Origin of the sequence: Croceicoccus hydrothermalis (genome assembly GCF_022378335.1) — a bacterium.
Taxonomy (GTDB): Bacteria; Pseudomonadota; Alphaproteobacteria; order Sphingomonadales; family Sphingomonadaceae; genus Croceicoccus; species Croceicoccus hydrothermalis.
Genome location: NZ_JAIQCI010000002.1, coordinates 118,952 through 139,563, shown reverse-complemented (window position 1 = coordinate 139,563; position 20,612 = coordinate 118,952). Strand labels below are relative to the sequence as shown.

The 20,612-nt window shown below is 65.1% G+C and carries 21 protein-coding genes and 1 tRNA gene; 12 read left to right on the top strand and 10 right to left on the bottom strand.

Annotated elements, in window-relative coordinates; all coding sequences use genetic code 11:
* Positions 1–4 precede the first annotated feature (4 nt).
* Positions 5–1,012, bottom strand: a complete 1,008-nt coding sequence (gene coxB / locus K4G67_RS01690) for a cytochrome c oxidase subunit II (protein WP_239804674.1) — start codon at positions 1,010–1,012, stop codon at positions 5–7.
* A 298-nt stretch (positions 1,013–1,310) separates the two neighbouring features.
* Here coxB and pyrE point away from each other — a divergent pair, with 298 nt between their 5' ends.
* From pyrE to ruvX, 7 genes are all read left to right on the top strand, one after another.
* Positions 1,311–1,892 carry an orotate phosphoribosyltransferase gene (gene pyrE, locus K4G67_RS01685; protein WP_239804673.1) on the top strand — a complete coding sequence of 194 codons (582 nt, stop codon included), beginning with the start codon at positions 1,311–1,313 and terminating at the stop codon, positions 1,890–1,892.
* Between the two features lie 2 nt (positions 1,893–1,894).
* Positions 1,895–2,638, top strand: coding sequence for a pyridoxine 5'-phosphate synthase (locus tag K4G67_RS01680; RefSeq protein WP_239804672.1), 744 nt, complete (start codon positions 1,895–1,897; stop codon positions 2,636–2,638).
* 64 nt (positions 2,639–2,702) lie between these two features.
* Positions 2,703–3,131 carry a holo-ACP synthase gene (gene acpS / locus K4G67_RS01675; RefSeq protein WP_239804671.1) on the top strand — a complete coding sequence of 143 codons (429 nt, stop codon included), beginning with the start codon at positions 2,703–2,705 and terminating at the stop codon, positions 3,129–3,131.
* The gene (gene lepB, locus K4G67_RS01670) at positions 3,128–4,042 is read left to right on the top strand and encodes a signal peptidase I (RefSeq protein WP_420829974.1); all 915 of its coding nucleotides are present in this window, start codon (positions 3,128–3,130) and stop codon (positions 4,040–4,042) included. Before acpS ends, lepB begins: the two co-directional genes overlap by 4 nt.
* Before the next feature lie 57 nt (positions 4,043–4,099).
* On the top strand, positions 4,100–5,179 hold the full coding sequence (locus K4G67_RS01665; protein WP_239804670.1) for an AI-2E family transporter: 1,080 nt from the start codon (positions 4,100–4,102) through the stop codon (positions 5,177–5,179).
* A 3-nt stretch (positions 5,180–5,182) separates the two neighbouring features.
* Positions 5,183–6,331 carry a DUF3089 domain-containing protein gene (locus K4G67_RS01660; protein WP_239804669.1) on the top strand — a complete coding sequence of 383 codons (1,149 nt, stop codon included), beginning with the start codon at positions 5,183–5,185 and terminating at the stop codon, positions 6,329–6,331.
* Positions 6,328–6,816, top strand: a complete 489-nt coding sequence (gene ruvX / locus K4G67_RS01655) for a Holliday junction resolvase RuvX (protein WP_239804668.1) — start codon at positions 6,328–6,330, stop codon at positions 6,814–6,816. Before K4G67_RS01660 ends, ruvX begins: the two co-directional genes overlap by 4 nt.
* Before the next feature lie 61 nt (positions 6,817–6,877).
* On the opposite strand, the gene K4G67_RS01650 is transcribed toward ruvX, so the two are convergent.
* The 5 genes from K4G67_RS01650 to argH form a co-directional block, all read right to left on the bottom strand.
* Positions 6,878–7,153 carry a hypothetical protein gene (locus K4G67_RS01650; protein WP_239804667.1) on the bottom strand — a complete coding sequence of 92 codons (276 nt, stop codon included), beginning with the start codon at positions 7,151–7,153 and terminating at the stop codon, positions 6,878–6,880.
* Between the two features lie 71 nt (positions 7,154–7,224).
* Positions 7,225–7,995, bottom strand: coding sequence for a precorrin-2 dehydrogenase/sirohydrochlorin ferrochelatase family protein (locus tag K4G67_RS01645; protein ID WP_239804666.1), 771 nt, complete (start codon positions 7,993–7,995; stop codon positions 7,225–7,227).
* Between the two features lie 16 nt (positions 7,996–8,011).
* The gene (gene lysA / locus K4G67_RS01640) at positions 8,012–9,271 is read right to left on the bottom strand and encodes a diaminopimelate decarboxylase (RefSeq protein ID WP_239804665.1); all 1,260 of its coding nucleotides are present in this window, start codon (positions 9,269–9,271) and stop codon (positions 8,012–8,014) included.
* Positions 9,272–9,274: 3 nt separating this feature from the next.
* Positions 9,275–9,529 (bottom strand): hypothetical protein, encoded by a 255-nt coding sequence (locus K4G67_RS01635; RefSeq protein WP_239804664.1) that lies wholly within the window; start codon positions 9,527–9,529, stop codon positions 9,275–9,277.
* The gene (gene argH / locus K4G67_RS01630) at positions 9,526–10,908 is read right to left on the bottom strand and encodes an argininosuccinate lyase (RefSeq protein ID WP_239804754.1); all 1,383 of its coding nucleotides are present in this window, start codon (positions 10,906–10,908) and stop codon (positions 9,526–9,528) included. The genes K4G67_RS01635 and argH overlap by 4 nt, the downstream gene beginning before the upstream one ends.
* A 55-nt stretch (positions 10,909–10,963) precedes the next feature.
* Between argH and K4G67_RS01625 the strand changes: the two genes are divergently transcribed.
* The gene (locus K4G67_RS01625) at positions 10,964–11,530 is read left to right on the top strand and encodes a TlpA family protein disulfide reductase (RefSeq protein ID WP_239804663.1); all 567 of its coding nucleotides are present in this window, start codon (positions 10,964–10,966) and stop codon (positions 11,528–11,530) included.
* Positions 11,531–11,611: 81 nt separating this feature from the next.
* On the opposite strand, the gene K4G67_RS01620 is transcribed toward K4G67_RS01625, so the two are convergent.
* Positions 11,612–11,687 (bottom strand) — tRNA-Val (locus tag K4G67_RS01620).
* 140 nt (positions 11,688–11,827) lie between these two features.
* On the opposite strand from K4G67_RS01620, the gene K4G67_RS01615 reads away from it, so the two are divergent.
* Complete coding sequence (locus K4G67_RS01615) at positions 11,828–12,559, top strand: queuosine precursor transporter (RefSeq protein ID WP_239804662.1); 732 nt, start codon at positions 11,828–11,830, stop codon at positions 12,557–12,559.
* An 18-nt stretch (positions 12,560–12,577) separates the two neighbouring features.
* On the opposite strand, the gene K4G67_RS01610 is transcribed toward K4G67_RS01615, so the two are convergent.
* The gene (locus K4G67_RS01610; protein WP_239804661.1) at positions 12,578–13,063 is read right to left on the bottom strand and encodes a BLUF domain-containing protein; all 486 of its coding nucleotides are present in this window, start codon (positions 13,061–13,063) and stop codon (positions 12,578–12,580) included.
* Positions 13,060–15,099, bottom strand: coding sequence for a putative bifunctional diguanylate cyclase/phosphodiesterase (locus tag K4G67_RS01605; protein ID WP_239804660.1), 2,040 nt, complete (start codon positions 15,097–15,099; stop codon positions 13,060–13,062). Before K4G67_RS01605 ends, K4G67_RS01610 begins: the two co-directional genes overlap by 4 nt.
* A 170-nt stretch (positions 15,100–15,269) precedes the next feature.
* Between K4G67_RS01605 and K4G67_RS01600 the strand changes: the two genes are divergently transcribed.
* From K4G67_RS01600 to K4G67_RS01590, 3 genes are read left to right on the top strand one after another with little or no spacing between them, the layout of a single operon-like run.
* The gene (locus K4G67_RS01600) at positions 15,270–16,979 is read left to right on the top strand and encodes a mechanosensitive ion channel family protein (protein ID WP_239804659.1); all 1,710 of its coding nucleotides are present in this window, start codon (positions 15,270–15,272) and stop codon (positions 16,977–16,979) included.
* Positions 16,979–17,410: a metallopeptidase family protein gene (locus K4G67_RS01595; protein WP_239804658.1), complete on the top strand. Its 432-nt coding sequence runs from the start codon at positions 16,979–16,981 to the stop codon at positions 17,408–17,410. Before K4G67_RS01600 ends, K4G67_RS01595 begins: the two co-directional genes overlap by 1 nt.
* 41 nt (positions 17,411–17,451) lie before the next feature.
* Entirely contained in the window at positions 17,452–18,486 is a 1,035-nt protein-coding gene (locus K4G67_RS01590) for a peptidylprolyl isomerase (protein WP_239804657.1), read from the top strand.
* Between the two features lie 4 nt (positions 18,487–18,490).
* On the opposite strand, the gene K4G67_RS01585 is transcribed toward K4G67_RS01590, so the two are convergent.
* Positions 18,491–20,581, bottom strand: a complete 2,091-nt coding sequence (locus tag K4G67_RS01585) for a RelA/SpoT family protein (protein WP_239804656.1) — start codon at positions 20,579–20,581, stop codon at positions 18,491–18,493.
* Positions 20,582–20,612: the final 31 nt, after the last annotated feature.

Here is a 20,612-nt window from a genome sequence, read left to right as displayed (position 1 = left end):
CTTCTTAGACGGTCGGGGCCGCGGTGGCGGCGGCGCCTTCGGGGGCGGGGTTGCGGGCACCGGCCGCCCCGGGAATTGCGGATTCGGGCTGCTGAATGCCGGGGATTTCGGTCACGTCGGACGGTTCATCGCCCAACGTTCCGCCCGGCTGCGTCAGCACCCATTGCTCGAACTGCGCACGGGGGAGAGCCTCGACCGCGATCGGCATGTAACCGTGACGCGCGCCGCAAAGCTCCATACACTGCCCGTAATACACGCCCGGCTCCTCGACGATGAGCATTTTTTCGTTGAGGCGGCCCGGAACCGCGTCCAGCTTGAACCAGAGCGAGGGAACGGCGAAGGAGTGGATGACATCAGCGCCGATCGTCTGAATCCGGATGGGCTCGCCGACCGGAACGACAAGACGGTTGTCCACGGCCAGCTGCGGCGGCTCGCCATTGGCGATGGCCTCATCCTCGTCCATCATGTTCGAGATCACCTCGAAATCGCCATAGTCGGGGTAGGTATAACCCCAATACCACTGATAACCCGTAACCTTCACGGTAAGGGCATCCTCAGGCGCCGTTTCATACTGCTTGGCGAGCAGGTCGATCGACGGAACCGCGATGCCGAGCAGGATGAGCACGGGCAGCAGCGTCCAGATCACCTCGACCACGGTGTTGTGCGCGGTTTTCGATGGCGTCGGGTTCGCGGCGCGGCGATATTTCACCATCACCCACAGCATCAGGAACAGCACGATCAGCGACACCATTACGATGACCGGCATCAGGATCGCATTGTGCATCCAGAGGCCATATTCGCCGATCGGCGAATACTGGTCCTGAAATCCGATGGCGCCATCGACCGGCATGCCCTTGCCCGCGGTCGGAGCCATCGGCGTGTAGGAGCCAGCCGGCGCCGCCTCGGCAACGGGGGCGGCGGCGGGAACCGCGGCCGGCGCGTTTTCGATGACGTCAGGTTGGGCAGGCGCAATTGCGGCCAGCACGGTTTGCGGCAGAAATGCCACACCCATGGCGAGACCGAATCCCGCCGTTTTAATCTTGTCAGCCGCGCGGCGCATGTTGCTCACCAGTTCGCTCGCTTTCCTGCCTGAATCCTAAGGTTCGCGAAGTGCATCGTCGTGACGGACCATGCCGTCAACCGACATTATGGCACGTTTCGCCTTCACTTGCGAGCCGGCCTATACGCGCGCTTGCGGCCCGTCTCAAGCACCTCTAGGGGATATTTTTATAGAGGCAGGGCGCACGGGCCATGGCGCAGGCTTGCCCGGCCATACCACCGCCGCACCGAAACCAAGGCAGACGCAACCCATGAACGAGACCAGCATCCTCGCCGAATTTCGCGCCGCGGGCGCATTGCTCGAAGGGCATTTCAAACTTTCGTCGGGGCGGCATAGTGCGCATTACCTGCAATGTGCGCGCGTCCTTATGAATCCGGACCGGGCAGGGCGGCTCGCCGCCGCGCTTGCCGCGAAACTGCCGCGCGATCTGCGCGCGCGTATCGACAAGGTCGTCTCCCCCGCGATGGGCGGCATTATCATCGGGCAGGAAATGGGCCGCGCGCTCGGCCGCGACGCGGTGTTCGTGGAACGGCCGACCGGCACCTTCGAATTGCGCCGGGGTTTCGACATCGCACCGGGTGAAAAAATCCTGATGGTGGAGGATGTCGTGACGACCGGCCTTTCCAGCCGGGAGGCGATCCGCGCGGTCGAGGATGAAGGCGGCGAGGTCATCGCACTCGCCAGCCTGGTCGACCGTTCGGGCGGCGACGCCACGTTCGACATTCCCTTCGTGCCGCTCGTCGAAATCCGCTTCCCCACCTATGCGCCCGACGAAGTGCCCGCGGAACTCGCCGCGATCCCCGTGACGAAGCCGGGCAGCCGGAAGGCATGACCGTGCGCGGCCCATCGCACGCGCAGCCGCTCCGGCTCGGCGTCAATATCGACCATGTCGCGACCATCCGCAACGCGCGCGGCGGCGACCATCCCGATCCGGTCCGCGCGGCGCAAATCGTCGCATCGGTCGGCGGCGACGGCATCACCGCCCATCTGCGCGAGGATCGCCGCCATATTCGCGACGCGGATCTGCGCCGGATACAGGATGCGACCGATCTTCCGCTGAACCTGGAGATGGCGGCGACGGAGGAGATGCTCGCCATCGCATTGCGCCACGCGCCGCACGCCGCCTGCATCGTGCCGGAAAAGCGCGAGGAGCGCACGACCGAAGGCGGGCTCGACGCCGCAGGGCAGCACAACCGGCTTGCCCCCATCTGCGCACGCCTTGCCGATGCCGGCATCCGCGTCAGCCTCTTTATCGAGCCGGAGGAACGGCAGATCGAGGCGGCGATGCAGCTCGGCGCGCCGGTCGTCGAGTTTCACACCGGCGAATATGCCCATGCGACGGGCGATGCGCGCGCGGTCGAACTGAAACGGCTCGCCGACATGGCCGCGCTGGCCGCAAAGAACGGGATCGAACCGCATGCCGGCCACGGGCTGACCTATGACAATGTGATGCCGGTCGCCGCCATTCCGCAGCTCGCCGAGCTCAATATCGGGCATTATCTCATTGGCGAGGCGGTGTTCGTGGGGCTGGAAAATGCGGTGCGGCGGATGCGCACGCTCATGGATGAGGCGAGGTAGACGCGCGCCGAACCGTGCAACTTGTCCGTTCCACCGTCATGGTTTTGCCGCTAGACCGCTTGCCATGATCATCGGGATGGGTTCCGACCTTTGCAACATCGACCGCATCGCCAATTCGCTGTCCCGCTTCGGATCGCGATTCGAGAATCGCGTGTTCACCGAGGTTGAGCGGGCGAAGGCCGCACGCCGCCCCCATACGCAGGCCGGCACCTATGCCAAGCGATTCGCGGCAAAGGAGGCCTTTTCCAAGGCGGTGGGAACCGGCTTTCGCCGCGGCGTCTTCATGAAGGATATCGGCGTGATCAATGCGCCGTCGGGCGCGCCGACGCTCGCGCTTTCGGGCGGGGCGGCGGCGCGGCTTGCCGAGATGGTGCCGCCCGGGCACGAGGCGAAAGTGCACCTCACCATGACCGACGACCATCCCTGGGCACAGGCCTTCGTCATCATAGAGGCGTTGCCCACCGCCGCGCCGCCACAGGAAACCCGCGCGTGACCGAGAGCACGATGCCGCCCCCCGCCCCGCAGGCGCCGGTCGCCTTCGAAAAGGACGAGCCGGTCGACTGGCGGCGGGAAATCACCGGGCTTGCGCTGATGCTGCTCGCGGTGATCGGCTTTCACTCGCTGGTTGCGAAACCGTTCTATATTCCGTCGATCTCGATGATGCCGAACCTGTTGGTCGGCGACCGGCTAGTGGTGAGCAAATATCCCTATGGCTGGTCGTGGGTGTCGGCCTCGTTCCATGCGCTGCCCCGGTCGGACATGCGCGTGCTGGGCCGGACGCCGGAATATGGCGATATCGTCATCGTCAGCCCGCCGCATGCGAAGGAAGACTGGATCAAGCGTGTCGTCGCCCTGCCCGGCGACCGCATCGCCATTCGCGACGGGCGCATCGTGCTCAACGGCCGCATGATCACGCAGGAAGCCGAGCCGCCGGTACAGATCGACGCCGACGATGCGCTGACATGCAATGGCGTGCCCTGCCTCGCCGCCTTCGCACCCTATCGCAGCCGCCTGCCGAGCGGGCGTTCGGTCTACGAACTGCCGACCTATCGCGAAACCTTGCCCAATGGCGCGTCCTACCTGATCGTCGACCATATCAATCAGAAGCTCGACAACCGGCCCGAAATCACGATCCCTGCCGGGCATGTCTTTCTCATGGGGGACAATCGCGACCATAGCGCCGACAGCCGAGAAACCTTGCCCGGCGTTGGGCTCGGCGGTCCGGTGCCGCTGTCCGACATCGGGGGCCGGGCCGAATTCGTGACCTTCTCGCTCGACGGGAACGAGGGATGGAACCCGCTGTCCTGGTTCGGCGCGCTGCGCGACGGGCGCGCTTTTGGAAGCTTGCGCCCGCCGCTCCGCCATCGGCAGACCGATGGAACACAGCACGCCGGCGCCCGCTGATCCTGCGCGCGCCGACGCCGCGCTTGTAAAGGCATTCCATTGCGTTAAACCGCGTCAATGACCGACGAACCGCACAACAACGACGCGATCCCGCAGGGGCACAGCCCCTCGACCATCGCCGACCCCCGCCTCCGGTTCGAGGCGCGCCGTGCGATCGTGTGGCTCGGGATCGCGGCGATCTTCGGCCTATGCCTCTACATGTCGCAGGCTTTGCTGGTCATTTTCGGCGGGCTCGTCTTTGCTGCGCTGATCGACGGCGGGGCGCGGCTCCTTGGCCGGGTGCTGCCCATCGGGCGCGGATGGCGGGTGGCGCTCGTGCTTCTCGCCGCAACGGCGTTCCTGGCCTGGCTCCTCTTTTTTGCCGGCACCCAGTTCGCGGCCGAGGCGGCGCAGTTTCCCGACCTCGTCCGCCGTCAGGCCGATACCGTCATGAACTGGCTCGATTCGCAGGGCATTAGCATCGCTCCCAATACGCAAACCATCGTGCAACAGGGCGTCGGCGGCATCGGCAAGGTGACGAGCATGATCGGCGGCGTCGTGGGCGGTCTGACCACGTTTTTCCTGATCCTGATCCTCGGCATCTATTTCGCGGCGGAACCCAGGCTTTACGAACGCGGGCTCGCGTGGCTGCTCCCCGACCGGCGCCGGGGAAGCTTCCTTGAACTGATGGAAAAGATGGCGTCCACGATGCGCCGCCTGCTGTTCGGCCGGGTCATCGGCATGGTGTTCGAAGGCGTCCTGACCGGCATCGCGCTTGCCGCCTATGGCGTGCCGATGGCCTCGCTGCTCGGCCTCATCACCGGGCTGCTTGCGTTCATTCCCAATATTGGCGCGGTGATTTCGGGCGTGCTGATGGTGCTGGTCGGGCTGTCGGGGGGCACCGACATGGCGCTCTACGCGCTCGGCGTTTATGCGGTGGTACAGACGTTCGACGGCTATGTCGTGGTGCCGATGATCGCGAAGAAAACCGTCGATCTCGCCCCCGCGCTCGTGCTCGCGATGCAGCTCATCCTTGGTATCCTGTTCGGCATTCTGGGACTGGCGCTCGCCGACCCGCTCGTCGCGATGGTCAAGACGATGCTCGAACACCGTTCCGATCATGCGGGGGAGGATCATCCGCTGGCCGCGCGGGGTTGAACAATGGCGCGCAAGTTCCTGTATGTCATTGCAATTCTCATCGTCGTCATCATCGTCGGCGCGCTGGCGCTCTCCTATTTCGCGGATGATCTGACCGAATTCGCATTCGTCCCCGACACCGAATTCACAGAGCAGGACGCCCTGCCCAAAAATGCCTATGCCAAGGCAGCGATGTGGATAAGCCGGCCGGGCATGGACGGTTCCGATCCGGCGCGATGGACCCCGGAGGGTTTTACCGAAACCGACGGGCGGATGGCCGCGGCGGTCTTCTTCGTCCATCCGACCAGCTTTGTCGAAAACAATGCATGGAACGCGCCGCTCGATGATGCGGCGTCGCGGCAACGGGCCGATCTGTTCGTGCGCGGCATGGCGAGCCCGTTCAACCGGGCCGAGCAGATCTGGGCCCCGCGCTATCGCCAGGCGGCGGTGGGCGCATTCCTGACCGACAAGCCGGAGGCGCAGCGCGCGATCGACGCGGCCTACCGCGATGTGGAGCAGGCATTCGCGCATTTCGAGGAGGAGGCGGACCCGGCGCTGCCCATCGTGCTAGCGGGGCATAGCCAGGGCGCGCTCCACCTTCGGCGCCTGCTGCGCGAACGGATCGCGGGCACCCCCATCGCCGACCGGATCGCCGCCGCCTATCTCATCGGCTGGCCGATTTCGATTGCGAACGATCTGCCCGCGCTCGGCCTTCCGGCGTGCAGCGATGCGGGGCAATCGGGATGCGTGATGAGCTGGTCGAGCTTTGCCGAACCGGCCGATCCGGATCGGTTGCTGCGGTCCTATTCGGCGGGGCTGGGGCTCAACGGCCTTCCCAATGCGGAGACGGAGCTTTTGTGCTCCAACCCTTTGACCGGCGGCATCGGCGGCGCTGCTCCGGCCAGTGCCAATCTCGGCACGCTCGTTCCCAATGCCGATTTTACCAGCGGGCGACTGGTCGAAGAGGCGGTGCCGGCGCGCTGCGATCCGCGCGGTATCCTGCTCATCGGCGACCCGCCCGATCTCGGCAATGCGGTGCTGCCGGGCAACAATTACCACGTGTATGATATTCCGCTGTTCTGGGCCAATCTGCGGCGCGATGTCGCGACGCGCGTATCGTCCTGGGATGAGGGGCGGCGCGGGGCGTCGTCGCCTGTCGGTGGCGGCCGATGATTACCGAGAGAATTCGCGAATTCGATGCCGCTCTGCCCGATGGCGGCGTGCTGATCGGGATCGACCCCGGCACGAAGACCGTGGGACTCGCCACGTGCGATGCGGGCTGGAACTTTGCCACGGCGGGAAAGACGCATCCACGCGGAAAGTTCGGCGCCCTGCGCGATGCGATCGCGGCGATGGTGCGCGAACGCCGGGTGGCGGGTTTCGTCGTAGGCCTGCCGCGCAACATGGACGGGAGCGAGGGACCGCGCGCACAGGCGAGCCGGGCGCTGGCCCGCAATCTGGTCGAGGCGTTCGCATTGCCGGTGCTGCTATGGGATGAAAGGCTGTCTACCGTGGGCGCCGAACGCGCGCTCATCGAACAGGATTTCAGCCGCGCCCGCCGTGCGACCCGCATCGACAGCCACGCCGCCGCGATCATCCTTCAGGGCGCGATCGACGCGCTCGGCAGCGGGGGCTTTGCCTTCGACGCGGATGATTGAATACGAAAACGGGCCGCCGGACGAGTAGGTCCGCGGCCCGCTTCTCATGCGTCAGAAACCGTTATTCCGACGGTGCGGTCGCCGGTTCACCCTCGGCATCGGGGGTGTCGACGTCGATGACGGGCACCTCCACGGTGCGTTCTTCGGTCTCAACGTTCACATCGGGAGCTTCGACGTCATATTCAGGCATGTTGCCGCCCTCGACATTGACTTCGGGCAGTTCACCTTCTTCTGTCTGATCCACGTCGCAGGCCGAAAGGCCGAGTGCCAGCGTGCCAGCTGCGAAAACCATGGCGAATTTCTTCATCTCGATATCCCTTACGTAGCTATCGGACATAATACGGGCGCGACCGGGCGATCGTTCCCGGTTCTTGCCATAATCTTGCCCGATTGTGGGACCGCGCCGCCCTATGGCCCGCGAATCGCGACCACAACGCCGTCAAATCTTGCGTCGCTGTCCTCCGCCGGTACGCGGACGGCATCGGCCCGTGCGCGGTTCAGGATCGCGGCGGGTACACAGGCGGCGTGAACGACGTAATCGGCGCTGCCGAGCATTCTTGCCTCCCGCAAGGTAAGATCGTCCGGATCGGCGGAGCGCAGCGCGATGTCATAGCGCCCCTCCCGCATGGTTTGCGCATCCCCGCCGAGCCAGGCATCCACCACGCCCGCCCCATGTTCGATCAGCGGATCGAGCGCGCCCCCCTCGCCCAGCGCGATGTCGAGCGCGCGGCGCCTGTCCGCCCCTTGCGGATAGCGCGCCCGGATCGCATCGCGCGCCGCGCCCAGCGCCTGCGCCAGCCGGCCCAGCCCCGGCGGCAGCAGCCGTTCGAGCCGCAGGCGCAGCATTTTCGCCAGCCCCGCCGACGCCCCGCCGGTGCCCACCGCGACCAGCACCGGATCACGATCGAGGATCGAGGGCACGGTAAATTCGCACAGGGCGGGCCTGTCGGTGACATTCACCAGCAGGCCGCGGCACCGCATGCGGATCGCGGCCGCCTCACCCTCTTTTTCGTCATCGATGGCGATGAACGCGAGTTTCGCGTGATGCGCATCCGGCTCGCCGACGCAAATGCCTCCGGCCCGTTCGATGAGCCGCCGCTTCGCCGCCGCGGCCTCCCCCTCGCCCAGGACGACGATCTTCTGTCCGTCGACACGGTGAAACAGCGGAAGAGATTGCATCAGCGGACGCAGGCCATCATGAAAGCCAGTCCGGCACGCGTTCTGCGCTCAAAATCTGTGCCGGTTCGATGCGGTCGGCGACGACGGCATAGCGATCGCCCGACACCAGCACCTCGGGCACGAGCGGGCGGCTGTTGTAGGTATTCGCCATCGTCGCGCCATAGGCACCGGCGGTGCGGAACACGGCCAGGTCGCCCGTTTCCACCGCGGCGATGTCGCGCGCCATGGCAAAGGTGTCGCTGCTTTCGCAAATCGGACCGACGATATTCGCGACTATCGTGTCGCCGCGATCGGTCACGGCGACGAAATCGTGCCAGGCATCGTACATGGCGGGGCGGGCAAGATCGTTCATCGCCGCATCGACCACGACGAAGGGATGCGTCACCCCCTGCTTCACCCGGACGACGCGGGTGACCAGAACGCCCGAATTGCCCGAAATCACGCGGCCCGGTTCGAACATGAGCCGCACGCCCCAATCCTTCGTCACGCGGGCGACCATTGCGGCATAATCCTGCGGCGAGGGGAAACGTTCACCCTCGCGATAGGGGACGCCGACGCCGCCGCCCAGATCCATGTGAGTCACGCCATGCCCCTCCGCGCGGATCGCCTCCATGAGCGCCCCCATGCGCGCGAACGCCGCCTCCAGCGGATCGAGCCTTGCGAGCTGGCTCCCGATATGCACGGCCAGCCCGCGCATGGCGAGCCCGTCCCGCGCCGCAAGCCGATCGAAGATTGCCGCCGCCCGGTCATAGGGCACGCCGAACTTGTTCTCCGCCTTGCCGGTGGAGATCTTCTCATGCGTACCGGCCTCGACATCGGGATTGACGCGCAGGGCACATTGCGCCTTCCCCCCCCTCGCGGCGGCGATTTTCGCAAGCGCCTCGCCCTCTTCCTCCGATTCCAGGTTGAACTGTCCAATTCCGGCATCGAGCGCCTCGGCCAGTTCGTCGTCGGTCTTGCCCACGCCCGAAAACACGATGTCCCCGGCCGCCATGCCCGCCGCGAGCGCGCGCCGCATCTCGCCCGCCGACACGACATCGGCGCCAAAGCCCTCCGCGCGGAGCACGCGCAGCACGGCGAGATTCGGGTTCGACTTTACCGCAAAGGCGCAATGCACGTCGGGCAGGATCGCAAGCGCCTCGCGGAAAACCCGCGCATGGCGGGCAAGCGTCGCCTGAGAATACACATAGACGGGGGTGCCGACCTCTTCGGCGATGCGCGTCAGGGGCACGTCCTCTGCATGCAGCACGCCGTCGCGGCGGGTGAAATGGTCCATGATCTAACGCTCCGGCGGCAGGTCGAAAGGGTCGGGTTCGCGCGGTTCGGATTGCGTGCGCAGTTCGACATTGCGCTCCGGCGCGGCCTGCGGCGAACGTTCGAGCAGTTCCTCGACCGTGGGGCGCTTCGCCTCGCCATAGGCGGCCGGCGGGAGCGTATTGCCGGGCAACGGCTCCAGCTCGGTCCGCTGCGCACAGCCGGCGGTAAGGATCGCCGCCGCCGCCACGCCGAGATGGACGATGCGTCGCCCGGTCATGCCGCGTCTCCCATGTTCAGCACCCGCCGCGCATCGGCGACCCGCGCGCGGACCTGTGCCGGGGCGGTGCCGCCGTGGCTCTTGCGCGCCGCGACCGACGCCTCGACCGAAAGCGCGGTGTACACGCGTTCATCGATGCGCGGGTCGATATCCTGCAATTGTTCGATGGTGAGATCGTCGAGGGCCACGCCCTTCCCCTCGGCCAGCTTTACCGCCGCGCCCGTGATGTGGTGCGCCTCACGGAACGGGATGTCCGCCTCCCGCACGAGCCAGTCGGCAAGATCGGTGGCGGTGGCAAAGCCCATTTCCGCCGCCTGCCGCATGCAGGCGGTGTTGAAGGTCGATTCCGCGATCATTCCCGTCATCGCCGCCACCGACAGCGCGAGGAGCGACGCCGCCTCGAACACCGGGGGCTTGTCGTCCTGCATGTCCTTCGAATAGGCGAGCGGAAGCCCCTTCATCGTCATCGTCAATTGCATCAGGCATCCGGTGATGCGCCCCGCATGCCCGCGGATGAGTTCGGCCGCATCGGGGTTTTTCTTCTGCGGCATGATCGAGCTTCCGGTCGACAGCGAATCGGTGATCCGCACGAAGCCGAACGGCTGGCTCGCCCACAGGATCAATTCCTCGGCAAGGCGCGACAGATGGAGCGAGGTCTGCGCGGCCGCGGACAGGTAATCGAGCGCGAAATCGCGATCCGACACGGCGTCGAGGCTGTTGTCGGTCGGCCGGTCGAAGCCCAATTCGCGCGCGGTGCGGTCCCGATCGATGGGAAAGCCGGTGCCGGCCAGCGCGGCGGAGCCGAGCGGGCATTCGTTCAACCGCACCCGCGCATCGGCAAAGCGCGAACGGTCGCGGCGAAACATCTCGTAATACGCCATGAGATGGTGGCCCAGCGTCACCGGCTGCGCCGTTTGAAGGTGGGTGAAGCCGGGCAGGATGCTGTCCGCATGTTCGCCCGCGCGGGTCACCAATGCGCGTTGCAGCGCGGCGAGCGCGGCATCGGTCTGGTCGATCGTGTCGCGCACCCAGAGCCTGAAATCGGTCGCGACCTGATCGTTACGGCTGCGCGCGGTATGCAGCCGCCCCGCCGCCGCGCCGACGAGCTGCGACAGCCGATCCTCGGTCACCATGTGGATGTCTTCAAGGTCCCAGTTTTCGGGCACGCCATCGCGTTCATATTCGCCCGCGATGGTGTCCAGCCCGTCGGCGATGGTGCAGGCGTCGGCGTCCGTCACGATCCCTTGCGCGGCGAGCATGGCGACATGCGCCTTCGATGCGGCGATGTCCTGCCGCCACAACACCTTGTCGAAGGGGATGGAGGCATTTATCTCGCGCATGATCGCGGACGGCCCCTCGGCAAAGCGTCCGCCCCACATCTGATTTGCCTGCCCGCCATTCGTCTTGTCGTCGGAGCCTGCCTTGCCCTTGCCCATGAATTTCCGCCCAGTCCTGTCCGTTGCCGCCGCGGCGACCCTTATGGCCGGCAGCTTTGCGATTGCCGGGTGCGATAGGCAAGACACCGCCGCTTCGCAAGCAGAGGGCGATGGGGACGATGCCGTGCTGACGGGCGAGATCGACCGCAGCCATGCGGGCGAGCCGATACCTGAGGCGGTGCTGACGCTGGCGGATGGCACGAGCCGCAGCCTCGACGAATTTTCGGGGCAGCCGGTGCTCGTCAACCTGTGGGCGACATGGTGCGCGCCCTGCGTGCTCGAAATGCCGATGCTCGACGATCTGGCAAAGGGGCGGGAGGGCGAGCTTTCCGTGCTCACCGTGTCGCAGGATCTGGACGGGGCGGACAAGGTCGCCGCCTTTTTCGATCAGCGCGAATTCGCAATGTTGCGCCCCTGGCTCGATCCGCAGAACGCACTTGGTTTCGCGTATGGCACGGGGGTGTTGCCGACCACCGTGTATTACGGCAGCGACGGGCGCGAAATCTGGCGCGTGGTCGGCGGGTATGACTGGTCAGGCGAGGACGCGGCGCAATTGTTCGATTGAACCGGCGGCACGGGGCGCGGCGATTTCCGCGCACGGGTGTAAGCCAAGCGAATCAGTAGCGCCGGATAGAGATGCAAACGATGGTGGGCGGTGAGGGGCTCGAACCCCCGACCCTCTCGGTGTAAACGAGATGCTCTACCAGCTGAGCTAACCGCCCGATCCGTCGGAGCGCGCGGATTTAACGGGTTTTACCTTGCGGTCAAGCGGAACTTCGCGGCCTTAGCCCCGGCCCCCTGCCGCCCCCCGCATTCGCAACGCAGCTTTGCGGAAAGACGCGAAACGCGCTAGCCACGGGGCATGAACGACGCCCCGCACAGGATCGATGCCGCCCGGGTCGGGCATTTTCGCTTCTACGATCTCGTCATGGCGGCCTTTGTCATGATCGTGCTGCTGTCCAATGTCATCGGCGCATCGAAGCTTAGCTACATCCCCCCGCCCGGCGGCACGCAATGGGTGTTCGGCGCGGGCGTTCTCTTCTTTCCGGTCAGTTACATCATCGGTGACGTCCTGACCGAGGTATACGGCTATGCCCGGGCGCGGCGGGTCATCTGGACCGGGTTTGCCGCGCTTTTGTTCATGGCATTCATGGCATGGGCGGTCGTCTCCCTTCCGCCCGCCGACGGGTGGGAGGGGCAGGACGCCTACGAATTCGTGTTCGGCAATACCTGGCGTATCGTGGCCGCCTCCATCGCGGCGTTCTGGGTCGGGGAATTCGCCAATTCCTACGTGCTGGCGAAGATGAAAAGCCGCATGGAGGGGCGTCATCTTTGGATGCGGATCATCGGATCGACCATCGTGGGGCAGGGCCTCGATAGCCTGATCTTCTATCCGGTCGCATTTCTGGGCGTGCCCGGCTTTCCGCCGGAGCTCGTCGCGCAGGCGGTCGTGTCGCAATGGGCAATCAAGACCGGGTGGGAGGCGGCGCTGACCCCTGTGACCTATCGCGTGATCGGCGCACTCAAACATGCAGAAGCGATCGACGTGTATGATGAAACGACCAATTTCTCACCCTTTGCGAAGGGCGGCTAATTCTACGCGGCGTAGGGTTCAATCGGCGGCGGCGCGCGGCTCGTCGTTTGTCGCGCCCCCTTGGTTTCGATCTCCACCCTGCTCGAACAGCGAACGAAGCTGCTCCACCGCCTTGCGCGCATCGACACCGAGGAGAAACGCAATCTCGTCGCGGTCGCTCTCCATCCCCGTGATGATTTCATGGTCCGGCCCGACAAAGGCCATGTGCCATTCCCCGAACATGCGCGTATCGATCGGACTGAAATCGACGAGATTGACGTCGACATGGCGCAGGTCGCGGCAGATGCTTTCGAACAGGCTCTCCACGCTGGCCGCCGGTCCTTCGAGGACCTGCACGAATTTGGAACCGTCGAACAACAGGCCGCCGCTCACGCCGGTTTGCCGGTTGCGTGCGCAGGATGCGCCGACGATGTCGCGCACCATGGTTTCGCCGGGCCGGTCGCCGGGCGCGGCCGTGCTGGTATAGAGAAGCCGGTACAGCATGTCGGATGACGGCGGGTTCATGCAGCGGTCCTGCCCTCGTCCGTACGCAGCAGGTCGACGAAGGCATCGCAATCGAGCGGGTGGCAGATGAGGTAGCCTTGCAGGCAGTCGCATCCCTGCGCGGTCATGAAATCACGCTGCGCACGCGTCTCGATCCCTTCGGCCGTCACGCTCATCTCGAGACTGCTTCCCAGCTGTATCAGCGATTTGACGATCGACATGCTTTGCACATCGTCGGGAAGGCTTTGAATGAACGACTGGTCGATCTTTATCCGGTCGATCGGAAAACGGTGCAGATAGCTCAGCGAGGAATAGCCGCAGCCGAAATCGTCGAGAGCGATGCGCACGCCGATCGCGCTGATGCGGTTGAGAATGCGCATGGCGATCTCATGATTTTCAATGAGCGCGGTTTCGGTGATCTCAAGCTCCAGCCGCGAAGGGTCCAGCCCCGCATGCGCGAGCGCGCGCGCCACCGTCTGCGGCAGGCGGGGGTCGAGCAGCTGTACCGGCGACAGGTTCACCGACAGGGTGATATCGCTGTCCCACGCCATGGCGTCGCAGCATGCCCGATTGAGCACGCTTTCCCCGATGCGCGAGATCAGGCCCAGCTCCTCCGCAATGGGTATGAATTCGGACGGCGCCATCTCGCCGCGTTCCTCGCAATGCCAGCGAAGCAAGGCTTCGGCGCCGATGATGCGGCCCGTCGCGGCATGGGTGATCGGTTGATAGACCAGCGTGAACGAATCGCGAAGGCAGGCGCGCCGCAGGTCGGCGGCAATGGCGCGGCGGCGCTCCATCCGCTCACCCAGCTCCGCATCGAACAGGCTATGATTGCCGCGCCCCCCTTTCTTTACCGCGTAAAGCGCGATGTCGGCGCATTGTATCAGCCTGTCCGGATCATCGGCGTTTACCGGGGCAAGCGCGACGCCGATGCTGGCCCCCGTTTCGGCCACATTTCCGTCGATGACATAGGGGCGACGCAGCAGTTCTCCGATCCGGGCGGCCAAGGCGTCCGCATCCTCGGTATCATCGATACCGGGCGCGACCACGGCGAATTCGTCGCCGCCCACCCGCGCGATCAGATCGCCGGGGCGCACCGCCGCGCCGATCCGTTCGGCCACCCGGCGCAGAACCTCGTCCCCGGTCCGGTGGCCCAGCGTATCGTTGACGGGTTTGAACCTGTCGAGATCGATCAGGATCAGCGCAAAGCTCGCCTTCCCCGCCCGGGCCATCCGGCAATGTTTCGCAACGGCATTGCCGAAACCCCGTCGATTGACGATCTTCGTGAGGTCGTCATGAAGGGCGAGGTGATGCAGGTCCGCACGGGCAAGCTGTCCCTGACGTTCCACGAAATGCGCCGATATGCCGATCACCATGATGAGAAGCGCGGCCAGCGCGATGACCACGGCCATCACCGCGAATGGTTCGCCCACGACACCGGTGGCCCCGCCAACGGCCGGCGTCACGACGAAGCCCGCCATTCCCACAAAATGCAGACCGAAAACCGCGACGGTCAGGAGCGCGACCGGCCGCAGCGCATGCGCCCGCGTCCCTTCTGTCTTGATCAGACGGATCGCCACGATGAACAGGAGGATCGAAATCCCGACTGAGAGCGCGATCCAGCCGGATAGCCACTCTACGTCCCCGCCCACGCGATAGGCCAACATGCCCACCGAATGCATGGCCGCCATGGACAGGCCCAAAATGGTCCCGCCAATCACGCACGCGATCCAGCGATTGCGATGCATCGCGACCAGCAGCCCGAGATACGCGCCCAGAATGGAGATCAGCGCGGATGCGATCGTCAATGTCGCATCGAAGGTGACGCGCGTGCCGGGATCGTATCCCAGCATGGCGATGAAATGGGTGGACCAGTACACCATGCCGCCCGTCGTCGCGGCGAGCAGTGCCCAGTAGAACCGCGCGGGCCCATGCTCTGTAAAGGTCCGGCGGCTCAACCGCACGAAAGTGAAGGAGCCGAGCACGCACATCGACAGGGCCAGGAAAACAAGCCACAGATTATGGCCCTGCATGAAACAGGCCGCGATGCGCATCATCCTGCTCCCACGCGTATGAATACCGAGATTATCGGCAAATCATGAGAGCAAAGCCGATAAGAACGGGTTAACCCCATCCTATGGCAGAGCGGCGCATGCACGGCGCACGACCGGGAATCGTCCCCACAGCTTTGACGCCAGCGCCCGTATCGCGGTAGGGCTTTGCAATAATGATGACGACCGGTTCCCTCTTCGCCATCCGCCGCGCCATCGTGGTGCTTGGGCTTTGCATGCTGTCCCTTGCGATGGCGGGCGGGTTGGCGCGCGCGCAATCGGGGGACGGGCCGCCCGTCTACGAACGCGATGCGATCAATGCCGGGCTTCCGGGGGAACCGCCGGGATATTACGATACGCCGCAGGCCACGATGGAAAGCTTCCACGATGCGGCGGAGCGGGAGGACTGGGCCGCTGCGGCCCATGCGCTCGACCTCGGTTTCCTCCCGCCGGAGCAGCAGGCGAGCGCCGGCCCCCGCCTCGCGCGGCAATTGCACGCCGTGCTCGGCCGGGCGATGACGCTCGACTGGGATGCGTTGCCCGACCGTCCCGATGCGCTCGACGATACGAGTTCGAGCAAGAACCCCATGGCGGGCGTGCCGCGCCGCGACATCCGGCTCGGCCGGATCGACATGCCGACGCGCGCCGTCACCGCGCGCATCGCCCGTTACCAGGCCGGTGATGGCGATCCGCGCTGGCTGATCGCGGGACAGACGGTGCAGAACCTGCCGCAGCTTTATGAACGATACGGCCCCACCGCGTTCGAACAGGCCCTGCCGCAGATGTTGCGCCAGCCTGCGTTCTGGACCCTGCTGTGGTGGGAGGTGATCGCCTTGCCATTCGTCATCGCCGTCGCGTTCCTTGCCGCTGCGCTGACGTGGCGGGCGCTGCGTACGCTGTCCGATCGATATGGCGACATGTGGATCGTCGGCGTGCTCGACGCGGTGCGAACGCCGGTCGCCCTGTTTGCATTTGCCGGAACGTTCGCGGTGATGCGGCAATTGTTCTTCACCTTTTCGGGGCCGATCGCCGCCATTCTCGACCCGGTGCAGATTCTTGCCATCGTGCTTGCCATCGCGGCGATCTTCCTCGCCGTGATCGAAGGCATTCTCGATACCGTCGCGCAGAACCAGATCGACGACATCAGCGAGCCGGAAGCCGAGCGCGACCGCAATTACTACACCACACTGTCCGCGGTGCGGCGGATCGTGATCGTCATCCTGCTGCTCGTCGCGATCGGCGTCGTCCTCATGCAGACGAACCTTACCGAAACACTCGGCTTTTCGCTTGTCGCATCGGCCGGTTTCCTGACGCTGATCCTCGCCTTTGCCGCGCGCACCATGCTCGGCGACGTGATGGCCTCGCTTCAGATCGCCTTTTCAAAGACGGCGCGCATCGGCGACGCGGTGAAATACGACGGCAACTGGTCCTATGTCGAAAAGATCGGCTTCACCCATCTGCGCCTGCGCACCTGGGACGAGCGGCGCGTGCTTGTCCCCGTGGGCCAGTTCGTGCAATCCAGCTTCGAAAACTGGACCAAGACCGATCCTTCCTTGATGGAGGTGGCGCGGCTCCATCTCGACCACCGCGCCGATATTGCGAAGCTGCGCGAGGAATTCGCGAATTTCGTCGAGAATGACGATGACGCCATCTCTCCCGAAGAGGCGAAAATGCAGGTCGTCGACCATACGGACCGCGCCATGGTGGTGCGCATGATCGTGCGCGCGACCGACCCGTCGACCGGGTGGGACATGCTGTGCCGCCTGCGCGAACACATGTTGCACGCGGCGGCGCAGATGGACGCCGCGGCCGGCGCAGAGCCCGCGTCCGCCTTCCTCCCCCGCGACCGCGAGGTGCGGATGGATGAAAGCGGCGACGCATCGTGATGAGCGACGCGCCGCGCATCATCGGCCCCGCCCCCACGGCGCGCGAGATGGAGGCGATGGCCCGCCGCGCGCTCGCCATCCTTCCCCCCGCATTTGCCGCCCATTGCGAGGGAATCGTCCTCAGCGTCGAGGATTTCGCCGATCGCGAAACACTCGAAAGCGTCGGTCTTGACGAACCGTTCGAGCTGACCGGTATCTACGAGGGCATCCCCCTGTCCGACAAGAGCATCGAGCATTCCGGCACGATGCCCGACCGCGTCCGTCTCTTTCGCCGGCCCATCCTTGACGAATGGGCGGAACGGGGGGACGAAACGCTCGAACATCTGGTCGCGCATGTGGTGATCCACGAAATCGGCCATCACTTCGGCCTGTCGGACGACGACATGCACGCGCTGGAAGACGCGGCCGATCCGGACATGGCGGGGCAATAGCGCGGCTTGCCTTTCGGCGCGGGGCGGGCATTATCGCGGGCATGAAACGCCATGCCCTGTCGCTCGCCCTGCTCGCCACCCTCGCCGCGCCCGCATTCGCCGCGCCGGACGGCGACACCCGCCCCACCCCCGGCGCCATCGCCGATGCCGCACCCGATGCCGAGTGGCGCCGCATCGCGGACGACGATCTGCTCGTGATGACGCTCGCCCCCGATGCGCAGGGGGCCGAACGCCGGATCGTGATGCAATTGCTCCCCGAACCGTTTTCGCAAGGCTGGGTCGGCAATATTCGCCTGCTCGCGCGCGATCACTGGTGGGACGGGACGAGCGTCTATCGCGTCGTCGACAACTGGGTCACGCAATGGGGTGATGGGGAGGACGAGCGCGCCGATCCCAAGCCATTGCCCACCGGGATCGTCACCGTGCCGGAACGCAACTATGTCGTCGCGGCGGATAGCGAAGCCTATCGCACGGTCGCACAAACGCTGCGTTCGCAGGCGATCCGGCGCGCGCAGTCTGCCGCAGCGCCGATGCGCAACGGCGCGCCGCCGCCGGTCGCCATGGAACCGCGCCCGGGAACGCGCGATTACGGCGCCGATCCCTATGCCCCGGCGACAGGGTTCTATCGCGGCTGGCCCGTGGCGATGAACGACGCGGCGGCCTGGCCCACCCATTGCTACGGCATGATCGGGGTCGCCCGCGATCTTACGCCGGACACCGGCACGGGGGCGGAGCTTTACACGGTCATCGGCCACGCCCCGCGTCAGCTCGACCGCAATATCGCGCTTGTCGGGCGGGTCCTGGATGGGATGGAGCATCTTTCGACCCTGCCGCGCGGCAAGGGGTCGGGGGGCGTTTATGCAGACCAGGCGCGCCACACGCCCATCGTTTCCGTCCGGCTGGCGAGCGAATTGCCGCAGGGCGAGCGGCCCGCCTTCGAATATCTCGACACCGATGGCGAGAGTTTCGCACGCTATCTCCACGTGCGGGCCAATCGCGATGACAGCTTTTATCATGAAGGCGCGGGCGGGATCGACGTGTGCAACGTGCAGGTACCGATCCGCCCGGTGGATTAGGGGGTCACACCCGTTCGGCCTGCGCGACGGCGTCGCTGGCGCGCAATGCGCTGACGATGCGGGTGAGATGGGCGAGATCACGCACCTCGATATCCACCTCGTAATTGCCGAAAAGCTCGTCGCGCGATTGGAGCGAGAGATTGGCGATATTGGCGTGGTGCGCGCTGAACAATCCGGTCATTTCGGAAAGCGTGCCCATGCGGTTGTAGAGCATCACCTTCAACCTCCCGGTCGCGCCATCGGTGGTGGGATCCCATTGCAGGTCGATCCATTGTTCCGATGTATTCTTCGCAAGGTCGAGACAGTCGATCGCATGGACGCATACCGTTTTCCCCGCGCGAAGGCCCACGATCCTGTCCCCCGGCACCGGGTGACAGCAGGTGGACAATTCGAATGCCGTGCCCTTCTTCAACCCGCGCACCCGCACCGCGCGTTCCGGGGAATGCCAGAAACTGTCGTCGGGCAGGTCCGCCGCGCTGCCGGGAACGAGCGCCTCCATCAGCTCCTTTTCGCTTAACCGCGCTTCGCCGATGGCGAGCAGCATCGCCGCCTCATCCGCCATGTCGAGCCGTTTGAGCGCGGCATTGCGCGCCTTCGTCCCGATCTTCTGCGGAAGGCGGGCAACGACCGAATCGTAGATTTCGCCGCCGATGCGGACCATTTCGTCGCGCTCCTTCATCCGCACCGAACGGCGGATCGCGGCGCGCGCCTTGCCGGTGACGACAAAGCTTAGCCAATGGAGCTGCGGCTCGGTATCGTTACCCTTGATGATCTCGACGATGTCGCCGTTCGACAGCGGCGTGCGTAGCGGCATGTGGCGCCCGTTGATCTTCGCACCCACCGCCGTTCCGCCAAGATCGGTATGCACGGCAAAGGCGAAATCCACCGGCGTCGCCCCCTTGGGCAGCTGATACAGCGCACCCTTGGGTGTAAAGGCGAAGATGCGATCCTGATACATCGCCAGCTTCGCATGTTCGAGCAGCTCTTCCGCATCCTGCGCCGTGTCGAGAATTTCGATCAAGTCGCGCAGCCAGCCGACCTGCCCGTCGGGCGTCGCCCCGCCCTGTTTATACGCCCAGTGTGCGGCGAGGCCGAATTCATTGGTGCGGTGCATTTCGCCGGTGCGGATCTGCACCTCCATCCGCATCGAATTCTCAAACACCAGCGCGGTATGCAGCGAACGATAGCCGTTCGATTTCGGTGTCGAGATATAATCCTTGAACCGCCCCGGAATCATCGACCAAGTCCGGTGCAGCACGCCCAAAGCGCGGTAACAATCCTCCGCCGTGTCGGTAATGACGCGAAACGCCATGATGTCGGTGATCTGTTCGAAACTCACATGGCGCTCGGCCATCTTCTTCCAGATGGAATAGGGGTGCTTTTCCCGGCCCGACACCTCGACATTGAGCCCGGCCTCGGACAGCGTCTGCTTGATCGCCCAGGCGATGTCGTCGACCTGCCCGCCTTCCTGGCTGCGGATCTGTGCGAGGCGGCCGGTGATCGTGCCATAGGCTTCGGGCTCGAGCTGTTCGAAGGCGAGGAGCTGCATCTCGCGCATGTATTCGTACATGCCGACCCGCTCCGCCAATGGCGCGTATATATCCATCGTCTCGCGCGCGATGCGGCGGCGTTTCTCCGGTTTGGAGATGAAGTGCAGCGTGCGCATGTTGTGCAACCGGTCAGCCAGCTTCACCAGCAGCACGCGCAGATCCTCGCTCATCGCGAGGAGGAACTTGCGCAGGTTTTCGGCCGCACGCTCGTTCTCGGCCATCTGCTCGATCTTGGACAGCTTCGTGACGCCATCGACCAGCCGCGCGACATCGGCGCCAAAATTACGCTCGATATCGTCGATCGTCGCCAGCGTATCCTCCACCGTGTCGTGGAGCAGAGCGGTCACGATCGTTTCCTGATCGAGCTTGAGGTCGGTCATCAGGCCCGCGACCTCGACCGGGTGGCTGAAATACGGGTCGCCCGATGCGCGTTTCTGCGTGCCGTGTTTCTGCACGGTATAGACATAGGCGCGGTTGAGCATCGCCTCGTCCGCATCGGGATCGTAGGATTTTACACGTTCGACAAGTTCATATTGGCGCAGCATCGGAAATAGGATGTGCGGATTATTCAGCGCA